Below are 14196 nucleotides of genomic sequence, written 5' to 3'. Positions count from 1 at the left end.
ATGGCCAAAGCCCTAGAGCAGACCATCAAGCACTGCAGAAAGTGCGACCGTAAGACCACCCACCAGCGTACTTACAACAAAACCGGGCTGGTAATGTTCCTGGTGCATTTGGTACTGACGGTGGCCACCGTCGGTGTGTGGCTACTGCTGCTCATTGTCTGGAAGCTGCTCAACGCCAAGATAGGCGGCTGGATCTGCGCCGACTGCGGCAAGTAACCCGCACCAAATCCAAACCAAACGGCCCGCCGAGTAACCCTTGTTGGGCCGTTTTTGTCTGGGGATCATCAATTCGACAACATCAGAACTGCCGTTGACTAATCATACCTTTCTGTTGGCCGAACAGCCCAAAGCTAGCTACGGATCCCTGTTCATGAGCTCAATTGAGCAAAGTCGAAGCAGCTATTGTTAGGTGCAACGAAACAGGTATTCCGTAGTGGCTCCTATGCTTTCTAACGAAGTGGGGTCATTCCGTTTTTCAAACACACTGAGCATGACGTGATTACCAAAACTCGTCATAAGCGCCTGATTTATATAGACTGAAGAAATTGCTGATTTGGGCCATTTAGGAGGCTTTTGTGGACGTTAAACAACTGAATTACAAGGATATAAATTCAATTCTCGTAGTCTGCATGGGCAATATTTGCCGCTCTCCGACGGCAGAAGCGGTCTTTCGCCATAAGGCTCGAACGCTTGGGCTGGATCTTAAGATCGATTCGGCTGGCACCATTGGCTATCACACAGGTGAGTCGCCGGATCCTCGTTCGGTTCAGGCCGGACAGGCTCGGGGTTATGACTTTTCTGACATGAGAGCTCGGCAGATAGGGCGGGACGATCTGCAGAAATTTGATCTGATCTTAGCGGCAGACCGGCAAAATCTACTTGATATTCAGTCGTTAGCTTCGAAGGAGCTGAGCGATAAGATTGGGCTGATGCTGCAGTGGGGGAAGTTGGAGGAGGATGAGGTACCAGATCCCTATTATGGGGGTGACGGTGGTTTTGATCATGTCTTGGATCTGATCGAGTCGTCGGCGGAGGCATTGCTCTGTGAGATCGCGCTGGCGAAGGGTTAAGTCCGAGCCGATCAAAAAGGCCACCCGAAGGTGGCCTTTTTTTAGTGCTTGAGGATCACTCCTGTGGGCGGGTCATACCGGAGTTGACCATGGTGGCGTAGCGATTCTTGGCAAAATCGTTGGCCTTGGCTTCAAACTCAGGCACTTTAACCTCTTTTAGCGGTGCCGCTTCTTCGGTCTCGGCTGGACGAGTCATCTCAGACTGAGCGCCCTGTTGGAGATCGAGTCGACCCGTGTTGGCTGTTGCAGGTTGCGCTGCGACAGTGGACTCCTTGGTAACCGGAGCTTCGGTCACTTCAGGCTGGGTTTCGGCAACCGGTGCTTCGGCGACTTCAGGCTGAGCTTCGGCCACAGGCTGAGCTTCGGCTACAGGCTGAGCTTCGACTACAGGCTGAGCTTCGACTTCAGGCTGAGCTTCGACTTCAGGCTGAGCTTCGGCTTCAGGCTGAGCTTCGGCCACAGGCGCTTCGGTCACTTTAGGCTGAGCTTCGGCCACAGGCGCTTCGGTCACTTCAGGCTTAACTTCGGCTACAGGCGCTTCGGTCACTTCAGGCTGAGCTTCGGCCACAGGCGCTTCGGTTACTTCAGGCTGAGCTTCGGTTACAGGTGCTTCGGTCACAGGTGCTTCGGTCACTTCAGGCTGAGCTTCGGCTACAGGCGCTTCGGTCACTTCAGGCTGAGCTTCGGCCATAGGTGCTTCGGTCACTTCAGGCTGCGCTTCGACTTCAGGCTGAGCTTTGACTTCAGGCTGAGCTTTGACTTCAGGCTGAGCTTCGACTTCAGGCTGAGCTTCTGCCACAGGCGCTTCGGCAACTTCAGGCTGGGCTTCGGCCACAGGCGCTTCGGCAACTTCAGGCTGGGCTTCGGTCACTGGCGCTTGGGTCATTTCAGGCTGTGCCTGTTCAACCGCTTGAGGCTCAGCTTGTACCTCTGGCAGCTCCATTTGAAGCTGGACGTCGGTGGGTGCCTGCTCTTCTGGATAACGAGCGTTGACCGGATCCTGCTGCGGTGCTGCTTCCTGAGTCTCACCATCGCGATTCATGCGACGACGACGTTGCCCGGCTGCACGAAGGTGACGCGGGCTACGGCGGGAGCGGCGGTGCGCTTGACGTTCATTGTCGGTCAGGCTGAGATCGGTCCCTGCTACCTGCTCGGTACGAGGCTCGGCACTTTCTTGCCCCTGCGCTTCGGCGCGTGGCAGTTCGGCTTGCTGACGTTCAATAGGGGGCGCTTGGGCGATCTCAACTGGCGCTGCAACAAGAGGTGCTGCGGTGCCGTCTTTTTGAACGCGAACGGAGCGTTCCAATTGACGACGTTGACGGCGCTCGCGTTTGGGCTGTTCGCTCTTCTCTTCGGTCGCAACAGGGGCGATCTCCGGAGTTGGCTTGGCTTGGCGTTCTTGGCGACGACTGTCATCACGCTCACTGCGACGTGTGCGGGTTTCTTCGCGCTCTGGACGACGGTTCTCGTTGCGCTCGTTACGGTCGTTACGGTCGTTACGGTCGTTACGGTCGTTACGGTCGTTACGGTCGTTACGCTCGTTGCGGTTACCGCGCTTGTCATCTTTGTTGATGCGTTGGGCGGTTTGCTCGCCCTTCAACTCTTCGGTGCGGTCGCGACGATCACGTCGGCTGCGGCGGCGCTCCTTGTTGGCCTCAACTTGCTGCTCTTTGTCCGCGGGATCGCGCTTTTCATTGCGATTGCGGCTGCGGCGGTTACGGTCATTACGTTCGCCACGCTCTTGACGTTCGCCACGACGACGAGTCTGGTTACCACGACGGCCCTTAGGCTCAGGCTTGTTTTCCTCTTCGCTGCTGAACAGGCCTTTAATGGCCGTCGCTAAGCGGCTAAACAAGCCAGGTTGTTTGGCTGGCGCTTGGTCGGCTTTTGGCTTGCGGCTTTCACGCTTAGGCTTGGCCGGGGCTTCGGCCTTAGCGGCTTTCGCTACAGGCTTAGCAGTATCGCTTGCCGCTGGAGTTGCTAAACCACTGAGGGCTGGCTTATCAGCTTGCTGGCGTTCCAGTTTGCGTGGCTCGTACAGTTTGGCTTCCGGGCGTTCGACCAGGGAGTAGCTGACTTCGGCAATGGTATCGTCTTTGCGGTGACGAGAGACCTTGTAGGCTGGGGTTTCCATGTGTGGATGTGGGATCACATACACTTCAACCTTGTGGCGCTGCTCGATGATGCGAATGGCTTTGCGCTTTTCATTGAGCAGGTAGGCGGCGACGTCGACCGGCACTTGGGCTTCGATCTGAGAGGTGTTCTCTTTGATCGCTTCCTCTTCCATTAGACGCAAGATGGACAGCGCCAGGGACTCGGTGCCGCGAATGGTGCCTTGGCCACTGCAACGTGGACATAGGTTAGCGGCGGATTCACCCAGTGAAGGACGCAGGCGCTGACGTGACATTTCCAGCAGGCCAAAGCGGGAGATCCGGCCGATCTGAACACGGGCTCGATCTTGACGAACGGCGTCGCGTAGACGGTTTTCAACTTCACGCTGGTGGCGAACTGGACCCATGTCGATGTAGTCGATCACGACCAAGCCACCCAGATCGCGCAGGCGCAATTGACGGGCGATCTCATCGGCCGCTTCCAGGTTGGTCTGCAGTGCTGTTTCTTCGATATCGCCGCCTTTGGTGGCACGGGCGGAGTTGATGTCGATGGCGGTCAGTGCTTCGGTCGGATCGATCACGATGGAGCCGCCGGAAGGCAGACGCACTTCGCGCTGGAAGGCGGACTCGATCTGAGTTTCGATCTGGTAGTGGGTGAACAGCGGCACTTCGCTTTGATACAGTTTCAGCTTGGAAACGGCGTCAGGGCGAACCAAGGAGATGTGCTCTTTGGCTTGTTCGAAAATGCGTTGGTGATCGATCAGGATCTCGCCGATGTCGCTGCGCAGGTAATCGCGGATCGCACGGACGATGACGTTGGATTCTTGGTGGATCAGGAACGGCGCAGGGCGCGCTTCTGATGCCTGCTTGATGGAATCCCAGTGGTGCAGCAGTACGTTAAGATCTTCCGATAACTCTTCTGCGGCTTTGCCAACGCCAGCGGTGCGGACGATAAGGCCCATACCCTGTGGCACGGTCAGTTTGGACAGCGCTTCTTTCAGTTCGCTGCGCTCGTCGCCTTCGATGCGTCGGGAGATCCCGCCGGCACGAGGGTTGTTTGGCATCAATACCAGGTAGGAGCCGGCCAAACTGATGAAGGTGGTGAGTGCTGCGCCTTTGGTGCCACGCTCCTCTTTATCCACCTGAACGATCACTTCCTGACCCTCTTTGATCGCCTCTTTTACATTTGGGCGGCCTTTCTGGGTCGGGTTGATGAAGTATTCGCGGGCGATCTCTTTGAGGGGCAAGAAGCCATGGCGCTCTGCACCGTAGTCCACAAATGCAGCTTCAAGAGAAGGCTCTACACGGGTGATTTTACCCTTGTAGATGTTGGCTTTTTTTTGCTCGTGACCTGGGCTTTCGATGTCCAGATCGTACAGGCGCTGGCCATCTACCAGCGCAACACGCAACTCTTCAGATTGAGTGGCGTTGATTAACATTCTTTTCATTGGGTGACTGAATCCATTTTATCGGTCACCGCTCAGGTCGAGCCATTAAGCTTTCCGGCGCCCCAAAAGGCTCACAGCCTCACGGCTGGTGTTGGGGGAGGAGGCAGGTGATATTGATCATCACACACAAGAGCAGGCTGCTGTGGGCGAACCACAGATGGTCTTTTGCCTGATTGGCCTCATTGTCGGGTGTTTATCACACCACCCAGCCGCTATGGCGTCTGGGTATGAATTCTCATGCCGTCTTCTTAGCGGCAACCTGATACGGTAACGCGTACTTTGTTTAAGTTTATTGTTGGGGGAGGTTTCGTCAATGACCTATGTTGTCTGGATCGGGCCGCAATAGGATCGAGCTGCGGGCTTATCAACCTGACGAAAGGAGCGAGACACTAACTGATACAGCGTCGTTGTCTGGCAATCCCTGCCCCGTCGACGGTGATCGAAGGCCTAAGTACTGGCTCGTCTATCTCGTCGATGCGACAAGCATAGCAATTCTGTAATTTTCGAGCAATGCAGTTATCCGCTCATTTGGGCCAAATGGCGATAGCAGGTACAATATCTGCCATGAATGCATCTGAATCCTCATCGTCCGCCAAAGTTCAGTGGGTGGACATCACCGATGACCATGCTGGTCAACGAATTGATAACTTTCTAATTACCTTCTTGAAAGGGGTACCGAAGAGCCTGATCTACCGTTTGCTACGCAAAGGTGAGGTGCGGGTCAATAAAAAGCGGATCAAGCCAGAGTACAAGCTGTGCGATGGTGATCAGATCCGGATCGCACCGGTCCGTGTCTCTGAGCCTAAACCCGATGCCTTGCCGTCGGCCAAGCTCGATAAGGTGTCCTCACTGGAAAAGCACATTATCTATGAAGATAAGGTGATGATGGTGATCAACAAACCTTCTGGGATCGCGGTCCATGGTGGCAGCGGCGTCAGCTTCGGGGTCATTGAGGCTTTGCGCGCACTGCGTCCGCAGGAGCGCAGTCTGGAGTTGGTGCATCGTTTAGACCGCGCAACGTCGGGATTGCTGATGGTGGCAAAAAAGCGTTCGGCGCTGCGCCACTTGCAGGATCAACTGCGCGCCAAGACGATGCGAAAGCAATATTTGGCGTTGGTTAAAGGTAACTGGACAGCTAAGCGTAGAGCGGTACAGGCACCGTTGTTGAAGCTGGAGCAGACAACGGGGATCCGCGCGGTGGTGGTGTCCGATAAAGGCAAACCATCAGAAACCCGTTTTCGCATTATGCAAAACTTTGCCGACGCCACACTGGTGGAGGCAAGCCCTATCACCGGACGGACCCACCAGATCCGGGTGCACAGTCAGTATGCGGGCCACCCGATCGCGTGTGATGAGCGTTATGGCGATGAGGGCTTTGACAAAAAGATGAAGCAAGCGGGGCTGGATCGGCTTTTTCTTCATGCCTTCCGTTTGAGCTTTACCCATCCGGTGGAAGAGACCACCATGCAACTGGAAGCGCCACTTGAGTCTAAGTTGCTCAAACTGCTAAAGGAAATGAAAGGAGCGTAATCGTGCCATCACGCTACGAACTGGTGATCTTTGATTGGGATGGGACGCTGATGGATACCGTCGGGCGGATCGTCAGTAGCTGGCAATCCGCGAGTCGGGATCTGAACGTGACGGTGCCGGACAGTGCCACCATCCGTCGGCTGATCGGGCTGTCGATGGAGGCTTGCATCGAGCAAGTGGCGCCGCACCTGTCCTGTGCCGATAAGCACCAGTTCCGCGAGCGTTACCGAGGGTATTATTTGCAGGCAGAGCAGGTGCCGGCCCCCTTATTTGACGGGGTGCCGGAGCTGCTGGCTCAGATGAACGCGCAAGGGCATCAACTTGCGGTGGCGACCGGTAAAGCTCGGCACGGTCTTGAGCGGGTATTGGACAGCTCAGGCTTGCGCCATTACTTTCCTTACACCCGCAGTGCCAGCGATACCGAATCTAAGCCGGCTCCCCATATGGTGCTGGAGTTGTGTGAGGAGGCAAAAGTCTCGCCGCAACGCACCTTGGTGGTTGGGGACGCTTGGTTTGATCTGGAGATGGCCCGACGCGCGGGCGCGGACAGTATCGGTGTGCGTTATGGCGCGGGCGAGGCAGATAGGCTGCTGGAAGCGAAGCCTAAGGCGCTGATCGACCGTCCGCTTGAGCTGCTGCGTTGGCTTTAGCCTGTGTGAGCTTGTGATCAAGCTGGTTCGTCAGCCAGTCCTTAAGCATGATCCAGTCACTGACAAAGCTATAGAATGGGTATCGCAGCGTGGCCGGCCGGTTGCGCTCAAACAGGAAGTGGCCTAACCAAGCACAACCATAGCCTGCAAGGGGCAGCCACCACCAGTGCTGCCAATCACCGCGCAGGCTCATATCCAATACCAAACCGAGCACCAGCAGCGAACCAAGGTAATGTAAACGGCGACAACGGGGATCTTGATGTTCAAGCAGGTAATAACGGTAGAAGTCATGGTAGCTGTGAAACCGTTGTGCCATCGGTATTGCCCTCTATTCTTGCTGTAACAGTACGTTTAACCCCTCATTGGCTAACATCTCACCAAGGGCGATCAATGGCAAACCGACCAAGGTGTTGGGATCGCGGCCTTCCAACCGCTCAAACAGCATGATCCCCAAACCTTCACTTTTGAAGCTGCCTGCGCAGTTGTAGGGAGTTTCTGCGCGCAGATAGCCATGGATCTGTGCGTCGGTGAGCTGTTTGAAATGCACATGAAACGGTTCGACCCGGGTCTGTGCGGCGCCGCTGGCACTGTTGACCAGGCTCAGACCGGTATAAAAGGTGACCTTTTTGCCACTGGCGGCCTGGAGCTGTTTGACGGCGTTGTCGTGATCACCGGGCTTGCCGAGGATCTGGCCGTCGATCACCGCGACCTGATCTGAGCCGATGATCAGCGCATCCGTATGCCGCTGGGCGACGGCGCGTGCCTTCGCTTCGGCCAGTCGCTCAACCAGTTGTGGTGCTTTTTCGTCCGCCAATGGGGTTTCATCCACTTCGGGTTTGTCGCAGTCAAACGGGAGACCCAGTTTGGTTAAGATCTCGCGTCGAAAGGGGGAGGTGGAGCTTAAAACCAGTTGCTTGTGCATAGTAATAAAAAGAATCGGTTGATACTGGCTGCAAAGGTTACCAAAGCACATTGACAGCACCAAGGCAAAGACGTAAAAAGCCCCGTCCTGTGGATCGTTTCGGCTCGGTTGGACATAGAGATAGAAACCGGCGTCAGCCGGGGGCTTTAGGGGCTAAAATTGTTTTGACTCCCTAAACCACTATCTATAATATGCCCGGCCTATGCAGAAAGTACGAATTCCGGTTACGCTGAACCCAGCCCGATGCGCTCAGCGCCAAACTAGCTATGAAGGAACCCTTCCGGCTAAGGTGTTGTCACGTGTCAATGGAGTCAGCGCCGGCGATTGCAGAGATGTTGATGTTTCCGTGGAATGCGGCGTCGATGTTCAGGGGATAGTCTACCTCAAGGGGAAGGCTGTGACGGAGCTCACTCTGACATGTCAACGTTGTATGGAAAACTATCAGCACCCCGTGGCGGTCGAATTCGCATTCAGCCCTGTGACTGATGATTCACAGATAGATGAGCTCCCGGACGCTTATGAGCCAGTCGAACTCGACGAAAATGGTGAGGTGTTCCTACAACAGTTGATCGAAGATGAGATCTTACTGGCGTTTCCTATCGTGCCTGGTCACGATAACGACGACTGTAAGGTGGCATCACGAGATATTGTGGTGGGGGAAATTAAGACACCAGAGCCTGCTGATGAGCGTCCGAAGAACCCGTTCGCGGTGTTAGAAACTCTTAAGCGAAATTAAACTAGGAGATTGGGGCCATGGCCGTACAGAAAAGCAAAGTAACCCGTTCACGTCGCGGCATGCGTCGTTCTCACGATGCACTGACCAACGTACAACTGTCTGTTGATGCAACTTCCGGTGAGAAGCACTTGCGTCACCACGTTACTGCTGACGGTTTCTACCGTGGCAAGAAGGTAATCAGCCTGTAAGGTTGCTGCCAGCTTGTCCAGTCTAACCCTTGCGTTAGATGCAATGGGGGGCGATCACGGCCCCCATGTTACAGTGCCTGCAGCTTTGCAGGCACTGTCGCATTATCCCCACCTAAATCTTATTCTGGTCGGCGATCGCATCGCTATTGGTGAGCAACTTCGCCGCCATAACGCAACCGAATCCCCCCGCTTGCAGCTGTTGCATGCTGAGCAGGTCGTGCCGATGACGGAACGGCCCATTCAGGCGTTGCGCACTCGCAGGCAAAGCTCAATGCGACTTGCCCTCGATCTGGTCCGTGATGGCCAGGCGGACGCCTGTGTCAGTGCCGGAAACACCGGAGCGCTGATGGCCATGGCGAAGGTGGTGATCCGTACACTGCCTGGCATCGATCGCCCAGCCTTAGTTGCGACCCTGCCCACCCTCTCTGACCAACCTGTCTATTTGCTGGATCTGGGCGCCAATGTGGTGTGCGATTCAGAAACCCTATTTCAGTTTGCCGTGATGGGCTCCGTCTTAGCAGAGTGTGTTGGCCAGCGGCGGATGCCTCGATTGGCGCTGTTGAACGTTGGCTCGGAAGAGATCAAAGGCAATGATCAGGTACAGCAGGCGGCGCAGTTGCTGCAAGCGTGCCCCCAGCTTAACTATCGTGGCTTTATCGAAGGGGATGGGATCTTCTCCGGCGCCGTCGACGTGATCGTCTGTGATGGCTTTGTCGGAAACGTCACCTTGAAAGCCTCGGAAGGGATCGCCCACTTACTTATTCAGCAACTCAAGCAGGGGATCGAGGGCAATCTATTGGCCCGATTGCTAGGCTGGTTGTTGAAAGGGCGCTTACGCCGGCTTAATCAACGAATGAACCCCGACCAGTATAATGGTGCCAGTCTGTTAGGATTGCGCGGTATCGTGGTAAAGAGCCACGGCAACGCCGATCAAGCTGCGTTCCTCCGTGCCCTTGAAGAGGCGATGGTGGAAGTGGAGCGGCAGGTGCCGGGCCGGATCAAAGACCGACTCGAGTCGGTATTACTGGATAAATCTTAAGTCTTCTATGCATACAAAAATTTTGGGCACCGGCAGCTTTCTGCCTGCCCAGGTGCGTACTAACGCCGATCTCGAGCGCATGGTGGATACCAGCGATGAATGGATCCTGGAACGTACTGGGATCCGGGAGCGTCGCATTGCCGGTGCGGATGAATCGGTCAGCACCATGGGGCACCAAGCTGCCTTAAAGGCCTTGGAGGCCGCCGGTGTGGACGCATCGGAATTGGACATGATCATCTGCGGTACCACCAGTGCAGACAATGCATTCCCATCGGCCGCCTGTGACATTCAGGCGCTGCTCGGTAGCGTCGGTTGTCCGGCCTTTGATGTGTCCGCTGCGTGTAGCGGATTTATCTTTGCGCTGTCGGTGGCAGACCAGTTTATTAAAACGGGTCAGTGTCGCAAGATCCTGGTGATCGGTGCCGATGCGCTGTCACGTCAATGCGATCCTGAGGATCGCACCACCATCATCCTGTTTGGCGATGGTGCCGGCGCGGCGGTGGTTGGGGCCAGCGATGAGCCGGGGATATTGTCCACCCACATACACTCCGATGGACGCCAAGGGGAGCTGCTGAAGACCCCGCACGCCAGCCGCAGCAAAGATCCGGTGCAGTCTGACAACGATTATCTGATCATGAAAGGCAATGAGGTCTTTCGTCAGGCAGTAACGCGCCTGTCACAGGTGGTGGTGGAGTCGCTGGAGGCCAACAATATGCAAAAGAGCGATATTGACTGGCTGGTGCCGCATAACGCGAACTTCCGCATTTTGAAAGCGACCGCGAAAAAGCTCAGCATGTCGATGGATCAGGTGGTGGTGACGTTAGAGAAGCACGGCAATACGTCCGCAGCTTCTGTGCCGATCGCCTTGGATATGGCCGTGCGTGATGGCCGGATCCAACGTGGTCAGACGCTGCTGCTAGAGGCGTTTGGCGCCGGTTTCGCCTGGGGCGCAGCGGTCGTTAAGTACTAAGTCTTCCGTTTCAAGGAATAAGAATATGAGTAACACAGCGTTTGTTTTTCCAGGTCAGGGCAGCCAAGCCGTCGGCATGTTAGCGGAATTGGCCGCCGAATACCCCGTGGTACAAGCCACCTTCGCTGAGGCCTCCGAGGCACTTGGATTTGACTTGTGGCAGATGGTGCAAGCGGGCCCGGCCGACGTGCTCAACCAGACCCATAATACTCAGCCGGCCCTGTTGACGGCTTCGGTGGCGATCTGGCGTGCCTATGGCGAAGCCGGTGGCGAGCAGCCTGCGGTATTGGCCGGTCACAGCTTGGGTGAGTATTCCGCACTGGTCTGCGCTGATGTCATTGACTTTAAAGAGGCCGTTAAGTTGGTCGCGTTGCGTGGTCAGCTGATGCAGGAAGCGGTGCCTGCGGGCGTTGGCGCCATGTCTGCCATCATTGGTTTGGACGACGATGCGATCGCTGCGGCGTGTGCCGAGAGTGCTGGTGAGCAAGTGGTTTCGCCGGTCAACTTTAACAGCCCGGGTCAGGTTGTGATCGCCGGTCATGCCGAGGCCGTCGCGCGCGCAGGTGCAGCCTGTAAAGAAGCTGGAGCCAAACGTGCCCTGCCTCTGCCGGTGAGCGTGCCGTCCCACTGTGCGTTGATGAAGCCTGCCGCGGAGAAGCTCGCGGTTGCCCTGCAGAGCATCGAATTTAAGACGCCGACGATCGCGGTGATCAATAACGTGGATGTGGCAAAGGCCGAAACTGGCGAAGCGATCAAAGACGCCTTGGTGCGACAGTTGTTCTGCCCGGTGCGCTGGACGGAAACCGTGGAAGCCATGGCGGCGCAAGGGGTCGAGAATTTACGCGAGTGCGGTCCTGGCAAAGTGCTGACTGGCTTGACCAAACGGATCAATAAAACTTTGACTGCGGCAGCATTGAACAGTCCTGCCGATCTGCAGTCTTTGTAACAAAGGGAGAGAAGGATATGGGCGTAGCCCTGGATCTAACCGGTAAGGTGGCACTGGTGACCGGTGCCAGTCGTGGTATTGGCCGTGCGATTGCTGAGCAGTTGGTTGCAGCGGGTGCCAAGGTGATTGGTACCGCCACCAGTGAGCGTGGCGCGGCTGCGATCGCGCAATATTTGGGTGAAAACGGCACCGGACTGGTGTTGAATGTCACCGAGCAAGCCTCGGTCGATGCGCTGTTTGCCGAGATCAAAGCGCAGTACGGCGATATTGATGTTTTGGTTAATAACGCTGGGATCACCCGTGACAATCTGATGATGCGGATGAAGGAAGATGAGTGGGGCGATATCATCGATACCAACCTGACCTCAGTCTTCCGGACATCAAAGGCCGTGCTGCGTGCCATGATGAAGAAGCGTCATGGCCGCATCATCAACATTGGCTCGGTTGTTGGCACCATGGGCAACCCAGGTCAGGCCAATTACGCGGCAGCGAAAGCCGGTTTATTGGGCTTTACCAAGTCGTTGGCTAAAGAAGTGGCCAGCCGTGGGATCACGGTCAATGCAGTGGCGCCCGGTTTCATTCAAACTGATATGACCGATGAACTGACCGACGATCAGAAAGCCGGTATCATGGGACAAGTACCTGCTGGCCGATTAGGCCAAGCACAGGAGATCGCCGATGCGGTTTTGTTCCTGGCATCTGACCGAGCAGGTTACATCACGGGTGAAACATTACACGTAAATGGTGGCATGGTGATGGCGTAAGCCATCTTGCGGCCAACCTCGGTGAAACTGAGTCGATAAGTGGCGAATATGACAACATTTTCGTGGTTTGACCACGATGCTAAATGCTTGCATTGTCATTGGAATCGAATAAACTAATCGCAAATCGACGCATCTGCGTACTTGAACAGGAAAGTAAAAATCATGAGCAACATCGAAGAACGCGTAAAGAAGATCATCATCGAACAGCTGGGCGTGAAGGAAGACGACGTTAAAGCTGAAGCTTCTTTTGTAGATGACCTAGGTGCCGACTCCCTGGACACCGTTGAGCTGGTAATGGCTCTGGAAGAAGAGTTCGACACTGAGATCCCAGACGAAGAAGCGGAAAAGATCACCACCGTTCAGGCTGCGATCGATTACGTTCAGGCTAACCAGTAAGTCGTTAGTCCACAGTATTTTATAAACAGGTGGCCTTGGCCGCCTGTTTTTGTTTTTGTCGGAGGATGCTATGAGCAAACGTCGCATCGTTGTTACCGGACTTGGGGCGGTTACCCCAGTCGGTAATGATGTAGAAACCACCTGGAATAACCTGCTGGCGGGTCAAAGCGGCATCGCGCCGATCACCCATTTTGATGCCAGCGAGTTTGCTGTGCGCTTTTCTGGCTCGGTTAAGGATTTCGACGTCGAAGCTTACCTGCCGAAGAAAGAAGCCCGAAAGATGGATCTGTTCATCCAGTACGGTCTGGCGGCTTCTATCCAGGCGCTGAAAGATTCGGGCTTGGAGATCAATGACGGCAATGCCCATCGAGTGGGCGCTGCCATCGGTGCAGGGATTGGCGGTCTGCCTTTGATCGAAGCGAACTACGCTCAGTATCAAAAGTCCGGTCCCCGCCGGATCTCGCCATTCTTTATCCCGTCCACCATCATCAACATGGTGGCGGGTCACCTGTCCATCATGTACGGCTTTACCGGGCCAAACATTGCGATCACCACGGCCTGTACCACAGGTGTGCACAACATTGGCCACGCCGCACGGATGATCGCCTATGGCGATGCGGATGTGATGATCGCCGGTGGCTCAGAGATGGCGACGACCGCACTGGGTGTCGGTGGTTTCGCTTCGGCCAAGGCACTCTCGACTCGCAATGACGATCCTCAGAAGGCGTCTCGTCCTTGGGATAAGGATCGGGATGGCTTTGTGATCGGTGATGGTGCCGGCATGGTGGTACTGGAAGAGTACGAGCATGCTAAGGCACGCGGTGCGAAGATCTACGCCGAGTTGTCTGGCTTTGGTATGAGTGGCGATGCGCACCATATGACGTCGCCACCAGAAGATGGCCGTGGCGGTGCTGCTGCGATGCGCAATGCGATTGACGACGCAGGGATCGCGCCAGAAGCCGTGGGTTACATCAATGCCCACGGCACCTCCACGCCAGCCGGTGACATTGCTGAGGTGAACGGGGTGAAAGGCCTGTTCGGCGAGCATGCGTATCAGTTGATCATGGGTTCGACCAAGTCGATGACCGGTCACCTGTTAGGGGCGGCGGGTTCGGTGGAGGCGATCTTCACCATCTTGGCTCTGCATAACCAAGAAGTGCCACCCACCATTAACTTGGAAAATCCAAGTGACGGGTGCGATCTGGACTTTAATACCGAAGGTGCGCGTAAGGTGGCGTTGGATTACGCCCTGTGTAACTCCTTTGGTTTTGGCGGCACCAACGGCTCCTTGCTGTTCAAACGCGCCTGATAGACCAGACACGGACAGCGCCACTCTTCGGAGTGGCGTTTTTTTTGCAATTTGCAAAGTGGGCTGGCGCTTGGCCCGAATATATATATAGAAATCAGTCATCTAAAAAGTGGCACG

The 14196-nt window shown here is 55.6% G+C and carries 15 protein-coding genes; 12 read left to right on the top strand and 3 right to left on the bottom strand.

What is annotated here, in order from left to right:
- Positions 1-216 (top strand): hypothetical protein, encoded by a 216-nt coding sequence (locus ABEA08_RS06460; RefSeq protein WP_345334455.1) that lies wholly within the window; start codon positions 1-3, stop codon positions 214-216.
- Positions 217-605: 389 nt separating this feature from the next.
- Positions 606-1070: a low molecular weight protein-tyrosine-phosphatase gene (locus ABEA08_RS06455; RefSeq protein ID WP_345334587.1), complete on the top strand. Its 465-nt coding sequence runs from the start codon at positions 606-608 to the stop codon at positions 1068-1070.
- Between the two features lie 55 nt (positions 1071-1125).
- Here ABEA08_RS06455 and rne read toward each other — a convergent pair whose 3' ends face one another.
- Positions 1126-4629 carry a ribonuclease E gene (rne, locus tag ABEA08_RS06450; RefSeq protein ID WP_345334453.1) on the bottom strand — a complete coding sequence of 1168 codons (3504 nt, stop codon included), beginning with the start codon at positions 4627-4629 and terminating at the stop codon, positions 1126-1128.
- Positions 4630-5193: 564 nt separating this feature from the next.
- On the opposite strand from rne, the gene rluC reads away from it, so the two are divergent.
- Positions 5194-6159 (top strand): 23S rRNA pseudouridine(955/2504/2580) synthase RluC, encoded by a 966-nt coding sequence (rluC, locus tag ABEA08_RS06445; protein WP_345334451.1) that lies wholly within the window; start codon positions 5194-5196, stop codon positions 6157-6159.
- A 2-nt stretch (positions 6160-6161) separates the two neighbouring features.
- On the top strand, positions 6162-6809 hold the full coding sequence (locus tag ABEA08_RS06440) for an HAD family hydrolase (protein WP_345334449.1): 648 nt from the start codon (positions 6162-6164) through the stop codon (positions 6807-6809).
- On the opposite strand, the gene ABEA08_RS06435 is transcribed toward ABEA08_RS06440, so the two are convergent.
- Both ABEA08_RS06435 and ABEA08_RS06430 read right to left on the bottom strand, forming a co-directional pair.
- Entirely contained in the window at positions 6763-7125 is a 363-nt protein-coding gene (locus ABEA08_RS06435; protein WP_345334447.1) for an Mpo1-like protein, read from the bottom strand. The genes ABEA08_RS06440 and ABEA08_RS06435 overlap by 47 nt on opposite strands.
- A gap of 12 nt (positions 7126-7137) precedes the next feature.
- Positions 7138-7731 carry a Maf family protein gene (locus ABEA08_RS06430; RefSeq protein WP_345334445.1) on the bottom strand — a complete coding sequence of 198 codons (594 nt, stop codon included), beginning with the start codon at positions 7729-7731 and terminating at the stop codon, positions 7138-7140.
- Positions 7732-7933: 202 nt separating this feature from the next.
- Here ABEA08_RS06430 and yceD point away from each other — a divergent pair, with 202 nt between their 5' ends.
- From yceD to fabF, 8 genes are all read left to right on the top strand, one after another.
- Positions 7934-8467, top strand: coding sequence for a 23S rRNA accumulation protein YceD (gene yceD, locus ABEA08_RS06425; protein WP_345334443.1), 534 nt, complete (start codon positions 7934-7936; stop codon positions 8465-8467).
- Positions 8468-8484: 17 nt separating this feature from the next.
- Positions 8485-8655, top strand: coding sequence for a 50S ribosomal protein L32 (gene rpmF / locus ABEA08_RS06420; RefSeq protein WP_345334441.1), 171 nt, complete (start codon positions 8485-8487; stop codon positions 8653-8655).
- Positions 8656-8668: 13 nt separating this feature from the next.
- A complete protein-coding gene (plsX, locus tag ABEA08_RS06415) occupies positions 8669-9694 on the top strand; it encodes a phosphate acyltransferase PlsX (protein ID WP_345334439.1) in 1026 nt (341 codons plus the stop codon).
- Between the two features lie 7 nt (positions 9695-9701).
- Positions 9702-10664, top strand: a complete 963-nt coding sequence (locus ABEA08_RS06410; RefSeq protein WP_345334437.1) for a beta-ketoacyl-ACP synthase III — start codon at positions 9702-9704, stop codon at positions 10662-10664.
- Between the two features lie 25 nt (positions 10665-10689).
- Complete coding sequence (gene fabD / locus ABEA08_RS06405) at positions 10690-11610, top strand: ACP S-malonyltransferase (RefSeq protein ID WP_345334435.1); 921 nt, start codon at positions 10690-10692, stop codon at positions 11608-11610.
- Positions 11611-11627: 17 nt separating this feature from the next.
- On the top strand, positions 11628-12374 hold the full coding sequence (gene fabG / locus ABEA08_RS06400; protein ID WP_345334433.1) for a 3-oxoacyl-ACP reductase FabG: 747 nt from the start codon (positions 11628-11630) through the stop codon (positions 12372-12374).
- A gap of 162 nt (positions 12375-12536) precedes the next feature.
- Positions 12537-12770, top strand: a complete 234-nt coding sequence (gene acpP / locus ABEA08_RS06395) for an acyl carrier protein (RefSeq protein WP_345334431.1) — start codon at positions 12537-12539, stop codon at positions 12768-12770.
- A 70-nt stretch (positions 12771-12840) separates the two neighbouring features.
- Positions 12841-14079, top strand: coding sequence for a beta-ketoacyl-ACP synthase II (fabF, locus tag ABEA08_RS06390; protein ID WP_345334429.1), 1239 nt, complete (start codon positions 12841-12843; stop codon positions 14077-14079).
- Positions 14080-14196: the final 117 nt, after the last annotated feature.

This window comes from Ferrimonas pelagia (assembly GCF_039543565.1).
GTDB lineage: Bacteria > Pseudomonadota > Gammaproteobacteria > Enterobacterales > Shewanellaceae > Ferrimonas > Ferrimonas pelagia.
This window is presented reverse-complemented; position numbering and strand designations above follow the sequence as displayed.

Bases quoted from the DNA above. Each gene is read 5' to 3' on its own strand.
- rne (WP_345334453.1), bottom strand. From the start codon at position 4,629: ATGAAAAGAATGTTAATCAACGCCACTCAATCTGAAGAGTTGCGTGTT.
- acpP (WP_345334431.1), top strand. From the start codon at position 12,537: ATGAGCAACATCGAAGAACGCGTAAAGAAGATCATCATCGAACAGCTG.
- fabF (WP_345334429.1), top strand. From the start codon at position 12,841: ATGAGCAAACGTCGCATCGTTGTTACCGGACTTGGGGCGGTTACCCCA.
- ABEA08_RS06410 (WP_345334437.1), top strand. From the start codon at position 9,702: ATGCATACAAAAATTTTGGGCACCGGCAGCTTTCTGCCTGCCCAGGTG.
- ABEA08_RS06430 (WP_345334445.1), bottom strand. From the start codon at position 7,731: ATGCACAAGCAACTGGTTTTAAGCTCCACCTCCCCCTTTCGACGCGAG.
- rpmF (WP_345334441.1), top strand. From the start codon at position 8,485: ATGGCCGTACAGAAAAGCAAAGTAACCCGTTCACGTCGCGGCATGCGT.
- rluC (WP_345334451.1), top strand. From the start codon at position 5,194: ATGAATGCATCTGAATCCTCATCGTCCGCCAAAGTTCAGTGGGTGGAC.
- ABEA08_RS06435 (WP_345334447.1), bottom strand. From the start codon at position 7,125: ATGGCACAACGGTTTCACAGCTACCATGACTTCTACCGTTATTACCTG.
- fabD (WP_345334435.1), top strand. From the start codon at position 10,690: ATGAGTAACACAGCGTTTGTTTTTCCAGGTCAGGGCAGCCAAGCCGTC.
- ABEA08_RS06460 (WP_345334455.1), top strand. From the start codon at position 1: ATGGCCAAAGCCCTAGAGCAGACCATCAAGCACTGCAGAAAGTGCGAC.
- fabG (WP_345334433.1), top strand. From the start codon at position 11,628: ATGGGCGTAGCCCTGGATCTAACCGGTAAGGTGGCACTGGTGACCGGT.
- yceD (WP_345334443.1), top strand. From the start codon at position 7,934: ATGCAGAAAGTACGAATTCCGGTTACGCTGAACCCAGCCCGATGCGCT.